The organism is Vulgatibacter sp. (assembly GCF_041687135.1).
GTDB lineage: Bacteria > Myxococcota > Myxococcia > Myxococcales > Vulgatibacteraceae > JAWLCN01.
In genome coordinates this window covers 105768-125196 of the sequence record NZ_JAWLCN010000010.1, presented here as the reverse complement: position 1 = coordinate 125196, position 19429 = coordinate 105768, and the positions used below count along the sequence as shown (strand labels likewise).

The window sequence follows — 19429 nt, the reverse complement described above, 5'->3', positions numbered from 1 at the left end:
CGTTCCTGCCGGTCGTTCAAAGATGCTCACACCGACGGCGTGGCGAAGCGCGCCGCCAGGCGGCGGAGCCCTTCCTCCCGGGAGACGATCGGCTCGTAGCCCAGGTCGCGCCGGGCGGCGCCGATGTCGAACCACTGCGCGTGGCCGAGCTGCGAGGCGCCGAAGCGGGTCATCAGCGGCTCGCGCTCGTTGCCGGTCAGGCGGTGCCACGCCTCGAGCATCACGCCGGCGCCGTGGGCGACGAAGCGGGGGACCGACCCCGCGATCGGCTTCTCGCCAGCAGCTTCGAGCATGCGGTTGGCCATGGTCCAGACGCCCACCGGCTCGCCGTCGCTGACGAAATAGGCCCTGCCGCCGATCGCCGCACCAGCGCGCAGGCGGTCGGCGGCGAGCAGGTGGGCGTGGACGCAATTGTCCACGTAGATGGTGTCGACCAGCGGATCGCCGCCGCCCACCCGCCGCAGCCTGCCGGCGCGGGAACGCTCGACGAGCCGCGGCAGCAGGTGGCGATCCCCCGGACCCCAGATGAAGTGCGGGCGGATCGAGACGGTGCGCAGGCGCTCGTCGCTCGCCGCGCGGACCCGCCGCTCCGCCTCCGCCTTGGTGCGCGGGTAGTCGGCGAGAAACTCGTCGGCGTAGGGAAGCGACTCGTCGCCCCCCTCGATGTCGCCGCCCACGTGCACCACGCTGGGCGTGCTGGTGTGGACGAGCACGGGCACACCTGCAGCGCTGCAGCCGGCGAGCACGTTCTCGGTGCCGCCGACGTTCACCGCCTCGTAACGCCGCGGATCGCCCCAGCCGCCGGCGAGGGCGGCGGTGTGAAAGACAACCTCCATGCCGGCGCACGCGGCGCGGACCGCCTCCCCGTCGCTCACGTCGCCACGGAGCGTCTCGGCACCGAGGGCGCGCAGCGCCGGATAGTCGCCCCTCGCGAGGACCCGCACCTCGTCGCCGCGGGCGAGGAGCGCCCGCACCAGGTTGGAGCCGAGAAAGCCGCCGCCGCCGGTGACGAGGGCCTTCACCGCGCGCTCCGCTTCGCCGCGGCGCGGGCGAGCTTCTCCCGCTCGATCTTCGCGTTGTGGCGGACGTCGACGGGGAAGGGTTTCTCGTGGAGCCGGAGATCCTCGATGCCCGCCGTGGCCGCGTTGCCGGCGGCCAGCGTGCGCAGCTCGTCGACGAGGCAGGCGGTGGAGGCGTGGGCTTCGGGCTCCACCAGCAGCACCGGCTGCTGCGCACCCTTCGGCCCCACGCCGACCAGCGCGGTGCGGAGCACGGCCGGGTGCTGGTTGAGCACCTCTTCCACCATCACCGGGTAGAGCGTACCTGCCGCCGTCTCGACCCGATGCGATTTGCGGCCGCACATCCAGATCCGGCCCTCCTCGTCCTCCCAGCCGAGATCGCCCATGCGATGGACCACCTGGCCGCCGTCGTCGATCTTGGCGAGCCGCGTCTGCTCGGGCCTGGCGAAATAGCCGGGTGTGACCACGGGGCCGCGCACGGTGATCTCGCCCACGGTGCCGCGGGGCACGAGCAGCTCGTCGGACCAGCGCTCGATCGCCTCGTCGCTGGTGTGGATGATCCGCACCAGCATCTCCGGCGCAGGGCGGCCCACGCAGATCCCCTTCCCCGCTGCGGTGCCCGCGGCGGTCTCGCGGAGCACCTCTTCGCTGCCGATGCTGCAGACCGGCAGCGATTCGGTGGCGCCGAATGGGGTGAAGACCTGCGCCGGCGCATCGAGGAGCGCGGCGGTCCGCGCGAGCACGTCGCTGCGCACCGGCGCGCCGGCGGAGAGGACGCGGCGCAGGGTGGGCAGGCGGAGCCCCCTGGCGACGCAGTGCCGGGAGAGATTGTCGAGGAGCGCCGGCGAGCCGAACATATTGGTCACGCCGTGATCGGTGATGGCCTCGAGGAGCCTGGCCGGATCGGCGCGGGCCGGGAAGCGCGCGTCCATGTCGGGCAGGATCGCCGTCATCCCCAGCGCCGGATCGAAGAGGGCGAAGAGCGGAAACGTAGGCAGATCGATCTCGCCGGGCTCGATGCCGTAGAGCGCGCGGATGAGGCGGACCTGCGCGTCGAAGATCCCGTGGGTGTAGACCGCGCCCTTGGGGATCCCGGTGCTGCCGGAGGTGAAGAGGATCGCCGCCACCTCATCGGGCGTCGTCGGCGCCATCTCGAAGGGGCCCGGATCGACGAGATCTTCGAGGGTGTGGCCACCCCACAGCTTCCGGCCCACGGTCACCAGGGTGTGGACCTTGCGGAAGGGCTTGCGGAAGAGGAGCCGCGCCACGTGGGCGGCGGGGATGCCGACGAAGGCCTCCGGCTCCACCTCGTCGAGGCAGCGCACCAGCGCCTTGCGGCCGATGCCCGGATCGATGAGCACGATCACCGCGCCGAGCTTGAAGAGGGCGAAGGTGAGGGCGAAGAAGTCGAGGGAGGGCTTCACCAGCAGCACGGTGCGGGTGCCGCGCGCGACGCCTACGCGGCGCAGGCCCCTGGCGATGGCGTCGGAGCGCTGGTCGAGCTGGGCGAAGGTGAGGTGGGACCAGGTGACCCGGCCCTGCGCGTCCCTGCCTGCAGGCGCCACCACCGCGCGGCGGTGGGGCTGGAGCCTGGCCATCGCCGGCAGGTGGGAGGCGATGTTGCAGCCCGGCTGCTGCGGCGCTGCTTCCCGGATCACGCCCCGACCCCGACGAAGGAGCGCACCAGCGGCACGATCCGCTCGTGGGCGTCCTCGAGCACGTAGTGGCCCGCGTCCTCGAAGTAGTGGACGTCGGCATGGGGCACGCGCTTCTTCCACTCCGCGAGGAAGTGGTCGTCGAAGCAGAAATCCTTCGCGCCCCAGCAGATCAACACCGGGATGCCGGCGAGCCGGGGCAGGTCGTTCTTCACCGCCGCGACCAGCTCCCAGCTCTTGTCACCGGGCTGCAGGGGGATGTCCTCGACGAAGCGCTGCACCGCGATGCGGTTCTGCCAGCTGTCGTAGGGCGCCAGGTAGGCGGCCTTCACCGCCGGCGTCATCCTGCCGGGCACGGTGGAGCAGAGCGCCGCTGCGCCGCGGGCGAAGGCGTTGAAGCCGCGCACCGCGCCGGTGAGCACCTGGGGCAGGTGGCGGATGATCCCGATCTGCCAGGGGAGGATCCGCCCCTCGGGCAGACCGAAACCGGCGGTGTTGAGCACCACGATCCGCTCGATCCGCTCGAGGTGCCGCATCGCCCAGACCAGGCCGATCATCCCGCCCCAGTCGTGGAGCACGAGGGTGATCTTCCGCTCGGGCTCCAGCCGATCGAGGAGGGCGCCGATGTCCCGAGCGCGGCGCTCCAGGGTGTAGTCGTAGCGATCGTCGCCGGGCTTGTCGGAGAGGCCGCAGCCCACGTGATCCGGCACGATCACCCGGTGGGTCGGCGCGAGCGCCCGCACCAGGTGGCGGAAGTAGAAGGACCAGGTGGGATTGCCGTGGAGCATCACCACCGGCTCGCCGCTCCCTTCGTCGAGGTAGTGGAGGCGCACGCCGCCGCCGACGTCGAGGTGCTTGCCGGTCCAGGGATATTCGCTGCGATGCGGGGCGAGGTCGAAGGTCATGGCGGTCACCACTGCACACCGAGCATCAGGCAGTTGAGGCCGCTGCCGATGCCGAGAAAGCCGACGCGGTCGCCCGCCCGGAGGAAGCCCACCTGATCCGCGATGGCGGCGGTGGCGGGGAGCGCCACCGTGCCCATGTTGCCGAGGGTCGGGAAGGTGGAGAAGTCGCGGCGCTCGTCGATCCCCAGGGTGCCGAGGATCGCCTTGCGGTTGCCGCCGCCGACCTGGTGGCAGATCACCTTGTCGATGTCGGCGCCCTGCCAGTCGAGTGCGCCCAGGAAGCGGGCGAAGGTGCGCTTTCCGAGATCGACGCCGTGGGTGAGGATCGCCGAGGCGTCGGTGTTGGCCACCGAGGGCATCTCGCCGAGCAGGCCCGCCGGCGGGCCCCAGCGGCAGAGGCCGTGGTGGGCCGGAGCGGAGAGGGCGGCGCCGCCGAGGAGGCGGTGGCGCTTCTTCGCCAGCGAGGCGTCGGTGAGCAGCACCGCGACGGCGCCGGAGCCGCCAGTCAGCGTGGCGAGGCAGCTGCGCAGCTCCTCGAGGGAGGGCGCCGCCAGCAGCCGGTCGATGGTCTGGTCGACGATGTGGCGGGAGCTCTCCGCCGAGACCACGAGGCCGGCGTGAATCTGGCCGAGCTCGATCCGATTGGCGATCTCCACCATGCCGTTGAGGACGCCCAGGCAGGCGTTGGCCACGTCGAAGACCCAGGCGTCGGGGCTGGTGCCCAGCGCCGCCGCGACGGCGCAGGCGGTGGCGGGCTCGAGGTCGTCCTTGCAGACGCCTGCGTAGACCACCGCGCCGAGATCGTGCGGGTCGAGGGCCGCGTCGGCGAGGGCCTTGCGTGCTGCCTTCGCCGCGACGTCGGACATCCGGGTGCCCGCCGGCCAGACGCGGCGCTCCCGGATCCCGGTGAGGGCCTCGAGCTGCCCGGGCTGCAGGCGCAAGCTCTCGTAGAGCGGCGCGAGGCGCGCCTCGAGATCGGTGGAGCGCACCTTCTCCTCGGGGAGCTCGTAGCCGATCGCCTCGACGTGGACCCGGGACCAGCGCATCAGCGGGCATCCTTGGGCACGAGCTGCAGGCTGAAGTCGCGCATGGAGTAGATCACCTGTCCGTCGCAGAGGAGCCAGCCGTCTGCCTTCACCGTCGGTGTTTCACCCTGGGTGATGGCGGTCGGGTGGACGATCACCTCGACCGTCCGATCCTTCGGGCGGACCTGGCCCCGGTAGATCCAGCGGTGGGGCGCGCCGTTGGCGGAGGCGACGCGGTGGGTCGCCGCCTTCTCCGGGAAGCGGCCGAGGAGCCAGCGCTGCAGGAGCTGGAGGAAGGCCTCGACGCCGAGCGAGCCGGGCATCACCGGATCCTGGAAGAAGTGGGCGTGGAAGAACCAGGCCTGCGGATCGACGTCGAGCAGGCCCGCGGCGAGGCCGAGGCCGTCGGGGCCGCCCTCGTGCTGCAGCGCCACGCGGTCGAGCATCTGCCAGGCGCCTGCGGGCAGGCCGAGGGCAGGGGCGGGCCAGCTGGTCCGGAGCTGATCGGGATCGCCGGTGACGCCTGCCTCGTGGGGCTGGAGCGGCGCCTCGCGTGGCAGCTCCACCGGTGCGGCGGTGGGCCGCTCGAGGGAGGCGCCGTCGACGCCGAGCCCCGCCTGCTTCTCCAGCGAGCGCTCGGGGAAGAAGCCGAAGCGGGTGGTGCCCTCGATCACCGGGCCCCGCTCGCCCACGGTGGCGAAGCGGTATTGGAGCAGGATCATCCCGCCTGCCTCGGAGACCGAGTCGAGGGTGCAGGTGGTGACGAGCTCCCCTTCGTCGGGAAGCACGGGGCGGTGCTGCGTGGCGCTGCCCTCGAGGTTGCGGAAGAAGAGCTCGTTTTCGCTCTTCAGCGCAGCGCCCAGGTAGGCGGCGAGCCAGCCGCAGGGCTGGAGCGCCACCTCGAGGAGCACGGCGTAGGGCATCTCGCCGGAGCGGCCGGCGCCGAAATACCAGGCGTCGGGAACGACGGCGAAGCGCCCTTCTGCAGCGGCGCCGGCCTTCAGCTCCCAGCGCCTGCCGGCGGTGGCCCGGATCTCGTCGACGAAGGAGAAGGGCGCCCGCGGCAGCCGCGCCATGCGCATCCCGCCGTCGAAGCGGGCGTAGCGATCGCCGAAGGCGGCGGAGGGTTTGCCGCCGGCGAAGGCGCGCACGTGATCCCTGCCGAAGGTCGGGTGGCGCTCCTCGCGCCAGCGCGCCTCGATCGGCGCGGCGGTGGCGCCGGCGTAGCGCAGGCTCATCCCCTCCATCTCGATGGCGTGGAGGTCGTCGACGAACATCGAGGCGTCCGCGAGGACGTAGGGCTCGGGGCCGTAGCCGATCTCGCGGATGTCGACGCGGTAGCGCACCCGCCTCGTGGTCGGCGTCACCTGGCCGCGGCAGCGCAGCTTGCTGGTGTTGCCGGGCAAGGGCGCGACGTGCAGATCCGCCGGGGCGTCCGCCGCGTCGAAGACCCAGCCGAGGCGGAGCAGGTAGACACGGAGCGTGTGCAGGCAGCACTCGTACATCAGCGTGCCCGGCATCACCGGATCGTCGGAGAAGTGGCAGGTGAGGAACCAATCGTCCGGGGCGATGTCGGCCTCGCCGGTGATCCGCCCCTTGCCGTAGCGGCCGCCTGCCGGATCGAGCTCGACGATGCGATCGACCAGCGCCATCCGCCCGCCGGGCAGGCGGAGCGATTCGGCGAGGTCGATGCCGGCGAAGGCGGGGCCGAAGGCCGCCGCGAGATCGCCGCGGCGGAGCGCCTCCACCTCGGCGTCGCCGTAGCTCTCCCGCGCCACGGGGAGGAGCGGCGCGAAGGGCTTGCTGCCGGCACGGGGCGGGGCGTCGTCCTTCGGCAGGTCGCCGATGATCCCCTTGCCCGAGGCGAGCTGCGCCGGGCTGAAGAAGCCGGCGCAGCCGCTCCGCATGGTGATGAGCGGCTCGCCGTCGATGGTGCCGTCGAAGGCGAAGAAGAAGAGGTGGGTGTCGCCCTGGCGGATGAAGCGATCGATGCGGATGTCGTAGCGGATCCGCTCGCCGGCCTTCGGGAGATCGCGGTGGAAGATCACCTGCGCGTCGAGGAGGCGGTAGACGCGCTCGCCCTTCGTGAGGAGATCGATGCCGAGGTAGCCGGAGAGGAAGAGATCGGCCTGGCCTGCCTCGACGCTGATGCAGACCGGGGCGCGGCCGCCGTCGAGGTACCAGGCGCCTTCGTGCACGTCGTGTTCGGTGACGACGCGGCCGGGGCCGATCCTGCCGGGCGTTCCCGCGATGGCGGTGATCCGGTCGACGAGCATCAGCGGCTCGTCGGGGAGGCGCACGCGGGTGGGGTAGCCGTCGACCTCGGCGAAGCGGGGGCCGAGGACCTTCGCGATCGAGCCGATCGCGTATTCCATGCAGGCGTCGCGGTCGAGGCTGCGGGGGGCTTCGAACGTGACCGCGTGGTTGGGCGCCGCGGCGTTGGGCTGCATCGGGGCGGCCGTGTGGCTGGGCGCGACGGGGGTCGCCTGCATCGGCGTCGGTGCCGGCGCGACCGTGGCGCCGCCGAGCCGGGCCAGCAGCTGCGTGCGCTGGGCGATCGCCTGCTGCTGCAGCGCGAAGGAGCCTGCGGCGTGCTCGAGGAAGCGGCCGTGGGCTGCAGCGGTCTGCGCGGCCTGTGCGAGCAGACCCTGCGCCGCGCGGAGGCGGTCGGCCGTTGCTGCGGCGGGCGCCGGTGCCGCGGCGGGCGCGGGCGCCTGGTAATCGGGGGCCTTCTTCTCCACCACGCTCCTCCTCCAGGGCGGCAGCGGCAGCGGCAGCGGCGCGGACTCCCGCCCCACCACCACCCGCACCGTCGCCGCGGGCCGCTCCGGCGCCGCGACTTCGATCCCGCCCTCCACCCCATAGAGCGGCGCGAGATCGATCGGGACACCTGCCTCCGCCAGCTTTGCCAGCGCCTGCAGCACGCTCCGCGCCGGATCGACGCCGCGCTGGCAGACGCTCACCGCGAGGTGCTCGCGCCCCGCGAGGATGCGGCCGATCATCCGGGTGCAGGAGCCCTGCGGCCCCGCCTCCACGAAGATCCGCACGCCGTCGTTCCAGGCCCGCTCGATCACCGCGGGGAAATCGAAGCCATGGAGCGCGTTCTGCAGGATCGAGTCGGCGCAGGCGCCAGGCGTGGGCACGTAGGGCGCAGCGTCGCCACAGGAGTAGACGGTGACACCGTCGGGCACCTGCGTCGGCTGCACGTGGAGCGCGTGGTAGGCCTGCGCCGCGTCGCGCGCCAGCTCGCAATGGACGGTGGGCACACCCTCGAGCGGCAGGGCCTCGCAGCCCAGCGCCGCGATGGTGGCCTCGACGTCGGCGCGGCTGCCGCCGATCACACACTCACCCGGCGCGTTGACGATGAGGAGCGCCGCCGCGCCGCGGAGCGACGCGCGCACCTCCGGCGCGGCGCGGTTCACCACCGCCACGTGCCAGCCCGCTTCGCCGTAGGCGCGGCGCGCCGCCTCGTAGCTGCCGGCGAGCTCCTCGGTGAAGAGCGGCGTCGCGAGCGTGCGCTCGAACATGCCGTCGCGGTCGGTCCACGCACCCACCGAGAAGAGCGCCGCGGACTCGCCGAGGCTGTAGCCGATCGCCGCCTGCGGGTGCACGCCGAGGTGGCGGAGCACCGCGCTGGTGGTGATGCCGTGGCCCACCTGGCCGAGCATCATCCGGGCCGGCTCGCCGGCGAGACGCCGCGCCGCGTCGGCCTCGGCGCCTTCGCCCCAGTCGCAGCGCCACGGCGCGTAGAAGGCCTGCATCGCCTGCTTGCGCAGCTGGCCGGTGGTGCGATCGAGGGCGCGGATCGGCTCGGGGAAGGCGAGGCCGAGGGCGCGGCCCATGCCGACGTAATGGTTGCCGGAGCCGGGGTAGACGAAGGCGATCCGTCCCTCGATCGGCCTGGCCACCGTCGGACGCTCGAGGGCGCGCAGGAGCTCGTCGCGATCCCCCGCCACGAAGGCGCGGGTGGCGAGGCCGGGCTGCACGCCGTGCTCCCGCCACCACGCTGCGGCGAGCGGCTCGAGGGCGCCCGTGGCGCGGCGGCGCAGATCGGCGATGCGCGCGGCGAGCTCCGCCTCGTCGCGTCCCTGCACCACGAAGAGCGAGGCGGCGCGCTCGCCCAGCGGCAGCGCCCGCTCGTCGCGGAAGGCCTCGGGGGCGTGCTCGAAGCCCTCGAGGACGAGGTGCTGGCAGATGCCGTCGAGGCCGACGGAGGAGACGCCGGCGACCCGGGCTCCCTCGGCGCGGTCGCGCAGCCAGGGCTGCGGATCCCGCGGCAGGTGGAAGGGGCCCTCGTCCCAGGGCAGGCCCTTCCGGGGCGTGTGGATCCCGGCGAGCGGCGGCAGCACCTCGTGGAAGAGGGCGAGGGCCGCGTGGGCCACCGAGGCCAGGCCCGCTGCGGCGCCGGTGTCGCCGAGGACGCCGCGGGTGGAGGTGATGGCGCAGCGTTTCTCGTCACCTGCCGGGAAGAAGCGGTGGAGCGCCGCTGCCTCGGTGTGATCCTCTTCGGGATCGCCGCTGCCGTGGGCAGCGAGGAGCGTCGCCCTGGCGGGATCGATCCCGCTCTCCGCCCAGGCAGCGGACAGGGCCTGTTCGTAGTCGGTGGCGCTGCCGAGGCCGCGGACCACCGCGTAGATCCGGTTGCCGTCGCGGGCTGCGTCGTCGAGGCGCTTCACCACCAGGGCGATCGCGCCCTCGCCGACGGTGGGGCCGTCGCCGCTCTCGTCGAAGGGGCGGGTGCTGCCGCTGCGGCTGTAGCGGCGCAGCTCGTCGGTGGCGCGGACCGCGCGCAGATCGCCGGCGAGATCCACCGCGCCGACGATCATCGCGTCGACCTCGCCGCGCTGGAGCAGGCGCACCGCCGCCTCGAGGGCGCGGAGTCCGGCGCCTTCCGCGCCGGCGATGGCGAAGCTCGGGCCGCCGAGGGAGAGCTCCCTGCCGATCCGCCCCGCCACCACGCCGCCGAGGGCGCCGAGGACGCGGGGGGCGTCCAACGCGGGGCCGAGGGCCGGCAACAATTCCTCCACCCAGGCGTCGAGGGCCGCGTCGTCGAGCGGGTGGCCCGCCTCCTCCGCCCAACACTTCGCGCTCTGGCGCAGCGTCCAGCGCAGGTGGAACGAGCTGGTGTCGGGATCGAGGCCGAGGCCCACCACGGCGCCGGTGCGGCTCTTCTCGCCGAGGGCCTTCGCGTCCGCCGCCGCTTCGCGGGCGGTCTCGAGCGCGAGGAGCTGCTGCGGCAGGAGCGCGGGGATCTCCCGGGGCGGCACCTTGTACCTGCCGACCGGGACCTCGAGGCTTTCGAGCCAGGCGCCCGGGAGCGGCTCGCCTTCCACGCCATGCCAGCGGGAGGCGGGACGGGCGTCGAGCACGCTCTCGCCGCGGAGGAGCGCTTCGCGAAAGCGCCGCTTGCCCGCGAGCCTGCCCACGTGGGCGCCGATGCCGACGATCGCCACCGGCACGGGCTGCGGTGCGGCGCGCTGCGTGGCGCGCTGCGTGGGCCGGTGCTCCTCGACGAGGAGGTGGGCGTTGATTCCGCCGAAGCCGAAGGCGCTCACCGCAGCGCGGCGGGGCCGCTCCTTCGCCTCCCAGGCTGCGGGCGCCTCGAGGAGGCGCAGGTTTCCGTGCGCGCGGGCGCTCGCTGCTGCGGCGTTGGTGGCGGGGGGAAGCGTCTGGTGGCGCAGGGCGAGGAGCACCTTGCAGAGCGCCGCTGCGCCTGCGGCGGTGAGGGTGTGGCCGACGTTGGCCTTCACCGATCCGAAGGCGGCGTCGCTGTCGCCGAGCAGCTCCACGAGGCTCGAAAGCTCCACCGCGTCGCCGCGGGGCGTGCCGGTGCCGTGGCATTCCACCAGGTCGACGTCGCCCGGGGCCCAGCCCGCCGCATCCCACGCGGCGCGCATGGCGCGGAGCTGCCCCTCGCTCTCTGGTGAGAGGAGCGAGCCGCCGCGATCGTTGGAGAGGCCCACCGCCCGGATCACGCCGAGGATGGTGTCGCCCTGCGCCTCCGCATCCTCGAGGCGCTTGAGCACGAAGAGGCCCGCGCCTTCGCCGACCACGAGGCCGTCGGCGCTCTGGTCGAAGGGGGCGCAGCGGCCGCTGGGCGAGAGGGCCTGGAGCTGGCTGAAGCCGACCTGGGTGTAGATCGACTGGGGGCGGCAGACGCCGCCGGCGAGCATCGCGTCGGCGCGGCCCGCTTCGAGCTCCATGCAGGCGAGCTGGATCGCGTAGAGCGAGGAGGCGCACGCGGCGTCGAGGGTGGTGGTGCCGCCGCCGAGGCCGAGCGCCTGCCCGAGGAGCGCTGCGGGGAGGGCGAGGGTGTGGCGCTCGATTGCCGCAGGCTTCGCGCCTGCCGGCGTGAAATGCGCCTCGGTGCCGGTGGCGCGCCTGGCGAAGTCGTCGCCGAGCAGGGCGCGGGTCTGCGCCGAGAGGCGCTCGGTGGGCAGGGCGATGTTGGCGAGGATCACGCCGACGCGGGCCTTGTCGAGACCGTCGGTCTTTGCGCCGCGCCACGCCTCCGCGCCCACCTGGAGCGCGAGGCGGTGGACCTCGTCGAGGCGGTCGGGATCGAGGCCGGGGATGCGCAGCGCCGGATCGAGCGCCACCGGATCGAGGAAGCAGCCGCGCAGCGACGCGGCGCGGTCGGGGACGCCGAGTTTGCCGACGTGCATCGCCGCGGGATCCACCGGCCAGCGGCCCTTCGGCACCTCGCGCACGGCGCTCTTCCTGGCGACCACCAGATCCCAGAGCCCCTCGAGATCGGGGGCGGCGGGGAAGCGGCAGGCCGCCGCGCAGATCGCGATCGCAAAAGGCTTCAAGCTGCGGCGCTCCCGTAGGCTGCTTCGAGGGAGGCGCTGGCGGTGCAGGCGTAACCCTCCACCTGCGCGACCACGGCGCCGCTCTCGTCGAGCAGATCGACGTCCGCCACCGCGGTGCTCCCCTCGATGGCGCGGACCCGCGCCACCGCCCGCACCTGCGCCGGCAAGGGGAGCGCACGCTGGCGCCAGGCGCCGAGGCGGCTCGGTAGCGAGGGGGCGCCGAGGTGGGCGCGGCACCAGAGCACCAGCGCCTGGAAGACGCCGTCGAGGGCGAGGGGCGCGGTGGTGAAGGTGGCGCCTTCGATCCAATCGATCGCCTTCGTGTGGAGCGTGGTGGCGATCGCCTTCGCGCCGATCCCGTCCACCGCCGCGATCGCGTGGAAGCGCGGGCCGTGGAAGAGCTGCCGTTCGGCGTAGATCGCTTCTGCGTCGTAGGGCGCCGGGGCGAGGGACTGCGGCTCGACCAGCGGCGCGAGGGGCGCGCCGGCGCCGAGCACCACCGTGCAGCGGGCGTGGATCCTGTCGCCTGCGCCGCGGAGCTCCGCTTCGATCCTGCCGTTCGTCGGGGCCGCGAGCCAGACGGTGAGATCCACCGGGCCCTCGACGATCACGCCCTTGAGCAGGCGGAAATCCTCCACCGCCAGCACCACGCCGCCGGGGACGGCGCGTGCAGCTGCCGCTGCGAGGAACTCGATCTGCATCACCACCGGCAGCACCGGCTTGCCGGCGAGCTGGTGATCCGCGAGGTAGCGGTGCGTCACGGGATCGACGCGCACCGCTGCGGCGATGCGCTTCTCGGGGACCTCGGGTGCGCTGCCGCCGGGAAAGCCCGCGCCGATCACCAGCTCCACCGCGCCGCCGGGCGCTGCGCAGACCTCGCCGGCGAGGAGCGCCGCGCCGGCCTGCACCGGGATGAGCGCGATCCCCTCGCGGGCGAATTCCTTCGCCAGCGCGGGGGTGACCATGCCGCCCTCCCACGGGCCCCAGTCGAGCGCCACCACGCGGCAGCCCGGCCTGCGGTCGGACTCGGCGAGGGCGAGGGCGGTGAGGGTCTCGTTCGCCATCGCGTAGTCGACCTGGCCGCGGCGGCCGAAGCGGCCGCTCACCGAGGTGAAGAGGGCGAGGAAGGCGAGGTCGTCGCCTGCCGAGGCGGCGAGCAGGGCCTTGAGGCCGTCGACCTTGGTGGAGAAGACCGCGGCGAAATCCTCGTCGCTCTTCTCCTCGATCCGCTTGTCGCGCAGCACGCCGGCGCCGTGGACGACGCCGCGGACCGGGCCGTGGGTGCGCCGCGTCCCTTCGAGGATCTGCGCGAGGGCCGCCGCGTCGCGGGTGTCGACGGCGCGGTAGAGGGCGGTGGCGCCAGCCGCCTCGATGGCGGCGAGGGTCGAGCGGATCTCGCGCTGGGCGAGCACCTCCGCACAGGCCTTGCGCAGCTGCAGCGGCGTGGGGCGCGTGCCGGTGAAGCGGTGGGCGAGGAGCGCGCGCTGGATCGCCGCCTCGTCGTCGGCGCCTGCGAGCCAGGCGGGCTCCGCCGCCTCGAGGGGCGAGCGGCCGAGGAGGAGGAGGGTGGGACGCCGTGCCTTCGCGAGCTCGACGGCGCAGGCGGCGGTGACGCCGCGGGCGCCGCCGGTGACCACCACCAGCTCGCCGGGGCGGATCCGGTCGGTGGCCTGCGGCTGCTCCGCTGCGGCGAGGGCGAGGCCGACGCGGCCTGCGGGACCGAGGCCGACCTCCTCGGGACCCTCGCTGCGGAGCTCGGCAGCGAGGAGCGCCGCTGCTTCCGCAGGGGCGAGGTGCGCGTGGAGATCGAGGGCCCTGCAGGCGACCTCGGGCCACTCCCGCGCTGCGGTCTTGGCGAGGCCGGCGAGGCCGCCGTGGGCGGGGTTGCCTGCGCTCGCGTCGAGGCGGCCGAAGCCGCCGTCGCGGCGGGCGACGGTGGCGAGCAGGCCGCGCTTCTCCCGCAGGGTGGGCGCTGCGGCGCGCACCTGGGCGAAGGCGTCGGCGAGGCGCGCCTCGGTCCAGTCGGGGCCGGCGCAGATCACCAGCGCGGCACAGTCGGTTGCCGCGCCGAGGGGGAGCACCTTCGCGTCGGCGCCCTGCGCGACGAGGTGGGCAGCCAGGGCGCCCGCGAGGCCGTCGCCGTCGTCGGTGATGGCGATCGGGCCCTGCGGCAGCGCACGCGGCGCGCCTTCGCCCAGCCTGGATGCGACGACCTCACGGCGGAGGAGCGACGCTCGTTGTGCGTCGGGGGCGGGCTCTGCCGCGCTGGTGGCGGTGGCGGCACGGGCGCCGCGCTCGCGGGGGGCGCAGAACTCGAGGACCTGGCGCAGGGTGCGCAGGCCCGAGAGCTTCTCGGGATCGACGGCGGGGGCGTCGGGGAGGCGCTTGCCGAGGAGCGAGAGGATCTCGACGCGCTTGATCGAGTCGATGCCGAGGTCGGCCTCGAGATCCATCTCGAGGTCGAGCATCTCCTCCGGGTAGCCGGTGAGCTCGGAGACCACGGCGAGGAGGACGCCCTGTGCGTCGCCGGGCTGGGCAGCCGCTGCCACGGCGGGGGCGGGCGCGGGCTTCGCGTCGCCGCCGCCAACGAAGGCTGCCACCTGGCGCAGGGTGCGGAGGTTGCCGAGCTTCTCGGGATCGACGGCGGGGGCGTCGGGGATCCGCTTGCCGAGGAGCGAGAGGATCTCGACGCGCTTGATCGAGTCGATGCCGAGATCGGACTCGAGATCCATGTCGAGCTCGAGCATCTCCTGCGGGTAGCCGGTGGCCTCGGAGACCACGGCGAGGAGCTCGGCGACCACGTCCTTGCCTGCTGCCACCGCGGTGTTGGCGACGGGGGCGGGCGCTGCGGGGCGGGGGGCGGGAGCGGGCGCGTGGTGCTGGACGCCGTTGGCGTGGGAGACGCCGTTGCCGGGCGCGTGGCCATTCTGCTGCGCAGCAGCGGCGTAGCCATTCGCGTGCGCGGCGTGCACAGGCGCAGGTGCGGGCACGGGCTGCTGGACGAACGCGGTCGCCGGGATCGGCTGCTGCACGAACGCGGGCGCCGGCGCCGCCGCGACGGGAAGCGTCGGCAGCTGCATCGGCTGCATCGGCTGAATCACCGGCATAGGCATCGGCATCGGCACCGGACCGCCCACCGCCTGCGTCACCAGCTGCTGCTGCGCGCCGAGGAGCGCGGCGAAGCTCTGCTGCGCCGCCACCTGCCCCTCGAGGAAGCGCTGGTGCACCAGCGCGGTCTGCTCCTGGAGCAGCTGCAGGGCACGCAGGGTCTCGCCGTTGGCGCGGAGCGCCTCGAGCAGCAGCGCGGTCGACTGGGGATCGGTGGGCTGGGACATCGGCATCTCCGGGGTGCGTGCCGGCGGCTCGGGCTGCGCGGGGATCTCGCGCGGCGCCTGCCGCTCCTTGCGCGGAAGCGGGGGCTGGGGCGCGCGGTGGTTCGCGCCGGTCAGGGGAACGTTCATGCGCATCTGGCGCCGGGGCGCGGCGCCGCTGCGGGGCGGCTGCTGCCGATTCTCCCAGGCCTCGAGGCGCACCTCGTGGCCACGGGCCGCGAGCGCCGCCAGGGCGTGGGCGAGATCGACGAGGCCGTCGCGCTGCCCCTGCGACGCATCGACGGCGATAGCATGGTGGGGTCGCTCGCCGAGGATCGCGCGGACGAGGCCGCCGAGCACCGTGCGCGGACCGACCTCGAGGAAGGTGGTCGCGCCTGCTGCGTGGAGCGACTCCACCAGCTCGACGAAGCGCACCGGCGCGGCGAGCTGGTTGCCGAGCAGCTCGCGCATCGCCTCCGGCGCAGCGGGATAGGCGCCGCCGGTGGTGTTGGCGAAGACCGGCAGCGCCGCGGCGCCGAAGGAAACCTCGGCCAGGCCCGCGCGGAACGCCGCCGCCGCATCGGCGACGAGGGCGCTGTGGAAGGCGGCGCCCACCGGCAGGCGGCTCGCGCGGAGGCCCCGCGCCTTGCACGCAGCCTCGGCGCGATCGATCGCCGCGCGGCTGCCCGAGAGCACGCCCTGCGCCGGCGCGTTCCGGTTGGCGAGGACGACGTCGAGTTTCTCTTCGGCGATCAGCGCGTCGAGGGCCGCGAGCGGCGCGTGGACCGCGAGCATGGTGCCGCGGTCGCCGCCGTCGCCCGCCATCAGCCTGCCGCGCAGCGCCGAGACCCGGCGCAGCCCCTCGGCGTCGAGCACTCCTGCAGCGTGCAGCGCCACCAGCTCGCCGTAGCTGTGGCCGGCGACGAGATCGGGACGGACGCCGAAGCGGCCGAGGAGACCGAGGAGGCCGCCCTCCACCGCGCCGAGGGCAGGCTGCGCCACGTCGGTGGCGGTGAGCGCCGCCTGCTGCGCCTTGCGCACGTCGGGATCGGAGCTGGGCGCCGGATAGATCGCCTGCGCCACCGCGCCCGCTGCCTCCACCGCCTCGAGCATCTCGGGGAAGGCGCAGGTGAGATCGCGGAGCATGCCCACGCGCTGCGAGCCCTGGCCGGGGAAGAGGAAGGCGAGGCGTCCCACGGCGCCGGTGCCGTAGTGGACGCCCTCGGCGAGATGGCCGGGGCCCTTCGCGAGGAGCGCGCGTGCCGCCTCGATCCGGCGGGGGCGATCGGCGCCTGCTTCGAGCACCAGCACCAGCCGGTGGGCAGCTGCAGACGAGAAGCGCGCCCGGCTCCGCGCGGCGAAGGTGCGCAGCGCCGGTGTTTCGATCGCCGCGAGCTCGTCGAGGCCGGCGGCGAGCGCTGCTGCGTGCGCGCCGGAGAAAGCCACGATCTCCGCAGCGCCGTCCCAGATCGGAGCGGTCCGCTCCGCGCGGTATTCCTCGAGCACCGCGTGGAAATTGCTGCCGCCGAATCCGAAGGCGCTCACCGCTGCGCGCCGGGGCGTCTCCCCGCGGATCCAGGGCCGCACCTCGGTGGCGAGGTGGAAGGGGCTCTCGGCGATCCGCATCGCGGGGTTGGGCTCGTCCGCCTTGATCGTCGGCGGGAGCACCTTGTTCGCCAGGGCGAGGGCCGCCTTGATCAAGCCCGCTGCGCCGGCAGCCGCCTTGGTGTGGCCGATCTGCGACTTCACCGAGCCGAGGGCACACCAGCCGCGCTCGTCGCTCGCCTCGGCGTAGACCGTCTCCAGCGCCTCGAACTCGCAGGCGTCGCCAGCTTTGGTGCCGGTGCCGTGGGCCTCGAGGAGGCCGATGCTCCGCGGCGAGACGCCGGCGGTGCGGTAGGCATCGCGGAGCGCCCGGGCCTGGCCGCTCGGCAGCGGGGCGTAGATGCTCTTCGCGCGGCCGTCGCTCGCGGTGCCGATGCCGCGGATCACCGCGTGGATCCGGTCGCCGTCGCGCTCCGCGTCGGAGAGGCGCTTCAGCACCAGCATGCCCAGCCCTTCGCCGAGCACCGTCCCGTCCGCCTGGGCGGAGAAGGGGCGCGCATGACCGGTGGGCGAGAGCGCCGGGGTCTTGCTGAAGCACATATGCATGAAGATGTCGTTGAGCGTGTCGACGCCGCCGGTGAGGACCACGTCGGCCTTGCCGGTCTGGAGCTCCATGCAGGCCATGTGCACCGCGCCGAGCGACGAGGCGCACGCAGCGTCGATCACGCTGTTGGTGCCGCCGAAATCGAAGCGGTTGGCGATGCGGCCGGCGACGACGTTGCCGAGGAGGCCGGGGAAGGAGTTCTCCTGCCAGCCCACGTAGGCGCGCCCGATCCGCTCGATCACGTCGGCTGCCTGATCCGCCGGCACGCCCGCCTCGTCGAGGGCGCGTTTCCAATGCGGATGGCCGAGCCGCGCGCCCAGCGAGATCACCAGCTCCTGGGTGCCGGTGACGCCGAGGAGCACGCTGGCCCTGCTGCGATCCCACGCTGCGCCTTCGCCGAGGCCCGCGTCCTCGAGTGCCTGGCGTGCCACCACGAGGCCGAGGAGCTGCGAGGTGTCGGTGGCCTCGAGGATGCTCGGCGGGATGCCGAACTCGGTGGGATCGAAGGGCGTGGGATCGAGGAAGGCGCCGCCGTTGGCGTAGGTGCGATCGGGGGCCTTCGGATCCGGATCGTGGTAGTCGGCGAGCGACCAGTGGGTGGCGGGGATCTCACCCACGGTGTCGACGCCGGTGCGGATGTTGCGCCAGAAGCTGGCGAGGTCCTGCGCCTTCGGGAAGAGCGCCGCCATGCCGACGATGGCGATGGCATCTTCCTTCCGTTCTCCGCTCTCCCGCGCCGGCGTTGCGGGCTGCTGCTGCTGCACGGGCGCGGGCGCTGGCGCGCACATCGCGTCGAGGGCTTCCGCCTCGCGGGGGGCGAAGCGCTCCAGCTCCGCCGGCAGGGCGAGGCCCTGCGCCCGCAACGCGGCCACACGGGCGAGGAAGGCCGCGCCGGCGAGGAGGTTCCGCGCCACCGGCACCACCTGCCGCGCTTCCCACTTCTCGAGGAAGCTGCCGCGGGCCCATTCGTTGAACGCGCCCATCGCAGGGCCGCACCACACCTGGAAGTCGAGGCGGCGATCCGCGACGCCCTCGTTCGCCCAGCCGGAGGAGCGGCCCAGATACGAGCGGAAGATCAAGCCGAGCTTGTGCTTCGGATCCTGCGCCGCCTTGTCGATCTGTGCCGGGTCGCGCTCGGCGAAGAAGGCCTTGCAGCCCTCCCACGCCTCCTCGAGCGTGCAGCGGAAGTACTTCTTCTCCAGCTCCGCTCGGACCGCGGTCGGCAGCGACTCGACGCTCTCGTGGGCGCGGTAGAGCTCGTAGAGCTTCTGCGCCCGCACCGGAAAGATCGTGCCGCGGGAGAGGACCTGCACCTCCACGCCGAGCTCGAACATGTCGGCTGCAGGCGCCATCGCCACGTCGGTGGTGCCGGCTTCGGCGAGGAGCTGCCGGACGAGATCGGAGGTGCCCGCCTCGCGGCAGCCCTGGTTCACCGAGCCGGTGATGACGTAGGCGGCGCCGAGGGAGAAGGCCGCCGCTGCCGCTGCCGGGGTGGCGATGCCGCCGGCGGCGCCGACGCGGGGCCGCACGGCGTAGCGATGCTTCTCCTGGAGCTCGTCGCGCACCGCCTGGATCGCCGGGAGGATCACCACCAGCGGCCGGTTGTCGGTGTGGCCGCCGGAGTCCGCCTCGGCGGTGACGTCCTCCGCCATCGGGATGCTCTCGGCGAGGCGCGCCTGCTCCTCGGTGATCTGCCCCCTGGCCACGAGCTCGCGCAGGAGGTGCGCCGGCGGCGGCGCGAGGAATTTCCGGGCCACCTCGGTGCGGGAGACCTTGGCCACCAGCCGGTTGGGCGTGACCACGGTGCCGTCGGCGGCGCGATGGATCCCGTGGACGCGGTAGCGCACCACGTGCGCGGTGAGATCGAGGTAGGCCGAGGCGCTGGCGAGGCGGACGCCGTGCCGGAGGAAGAGCTCGGTGTGCGCCGCCTCGAGGGCGGGATCCGAGGGGCTGTGGATCAGGTTCGCGCCCCAGGGACGGTCGCCGAGTCGCTCGCGCAGCTGCACGAGCGCTGCTTCGACCCGCTGCGGCGGGAGCCCCGCTGCACCGAAGAAGCCGAGCATCCCGGCCCGGGCCACCGCCTCGACCATCTCCACCGAGGCGATGCCGTTGGCCATCTCGCCGGCGACGTAGGCGTAGCGCAGGCCGTGGGCCTCGCGGAAGGCGGCATCGCCGAGCTGCTCGGGGAGCAGGGCGGGCACGTAGCCGAGGAGGGGGAGGGCGTCGCCGCCGGCGACGGCGCCGGGGCGCGCCGCGCCGCCTTCCGCCACCGCAGGGCGGCCGCCGACGTCGACGACGCAGAGCGGCGCCCCGAGGCGCTCGAGGGCGGTCCGGAGGGCGCCCGTGCCGGTGCGCGGCTGCGTGACGCCCGGGGTCCAGGCGCCGAGTGCGTGACGCGCGAGCCGCTGCTTCCCCACCATCGACCGACCTCCTCCCGCTCGTGGCGGTTCGTGCTGGTGCGAAGCCGCGGCTTCTAACACCGGCCCTCCCGCCCCTCAACCGATCTCCGGCCTCGGACGAGGGGGCGAACTTTCAACGAAAATTGAAAGTTTG

Annotated in this window: 6 protein-coding genes; all 6 read right to left on the bottom strand. The window is 73.8% G+C overall.

Annotated features, from left to right (window positions below; translation table 11 throughout):
* Positions 1 to 26: 26 nt before the first annotated feature.
* From ACESMR_RS19535 to ACESMR_RS19510, 6 genes are read right to left on the bottom strand one after another with little or no spacing between them, the layout of a single operon-like run.
* Positions 27 to 1022: an NAD-dependent epimerase/dehydratase family protein gene (locus tag ACESMR_RS19535; protein ID WP_373048797.1), complete on the bottom strand. Its 996-nt coding sequence runs from the start codon at positions 1020 to 1022 to the stop codon at positions 27 to 29.
* Entirely contained in the window at positions 1019 to 2677 is a 1659-nt protein-coding gene (locus ACESMR_RS19530; RefSeq protein ID WP_373048796.1) for a fatty acid CoA ligase family protein, read from the bottom strand. The genes ACESMR_RS19535 and ACESMR_RS19530 overlap by 4 nt, the downstream gene beginning before the upstream one ends.
* The gene (locus ACESMR_RS19525; RefSeq protein ID WP_373048873.1) at positions 2674 to 3579 is read right to left on the bottom strand and encodes an alpha/beta fold hydrolase; all 906 of its coding nucleotides are present in this window, start codon (positions 3577 to 3579) and stop codon (positions 2674 to 2676) included. Before ACESMR_RS19525 ends, ACESMR_RS19530 begins: the two co-directional genes overlap by 4 nt.
* Before the next feature lie 5 nt (positions 3580 to 3584).
* Positions 3585 to 4625 carry a 3-oxoacyl-ACP synthase III gene (locus tag ACESMR_RS19520; RefSeq protein ID WP_373048795.1) on the bottom strand — a complete coding sequence of 347 codons (1041 nt, stop codon included), beginning with the start codon at positions 4623 to 4625 and terminating at the stop codon, positions 3585 to 3587.
* Positions 4625 to 11416: a beta-ketoacyl synthase N-terminal-like domain-containing protein gene (locus tag ACESMR_RS19515; RefSeq protein WP_373048794.1), complete on the bottom strand. Its 6792-nt coding sequence runs from the start codon at positions 11414 to 11416 to the stop codon at positions 4625 to 4627. Before ACESMR_RS19515 ends, ACESMR_RS19520 begins: the two co-directional genes overlap by 1 nt.
* A complete protein-coding gene (locus ACESMR_RS19510) occupies positions 11413 to 19296 on the bottom strand; it encodes a PfaD family polyunsaturated fatty acid/polyketide biosynthesis protein (RefSeq protein WP_373048793.1) in 7884 nt (2627 codons plus the stop codon). The genes ACESMR_RS19515 and ACESMR_RS19510 overlap by 4 nt, the downstream gene beginning before the upstream one ends.
* Between the last annotated feature and the right edge of the window lie 133 nt (positions 19297 to 19429).

Coding starts and splice junctions, on each gene's coding strand:
- ACESMR_RS19525 (WP_373048873.1), bottom strand. CDS start 3,579: ATGACCTTCGACCTCGCCCCGCATCGCAGCGAATATCCCTGGACCGGC.
- ACESMR_RS19510 (WP_373048793.1), bottom strand. CDS start 19,296: ATGGTGGGGAAGCAGCGGCTCGCGCGTCACGCACTCGGCGCCTGGACC.
- ACESMR_RS19520 (WP_373048795.1), bottom strand. CDS start 4,625: ATGCGCTGGTCCCGGGTCCACGTCGAGGCGATCGGCTACGAGCTCCCC.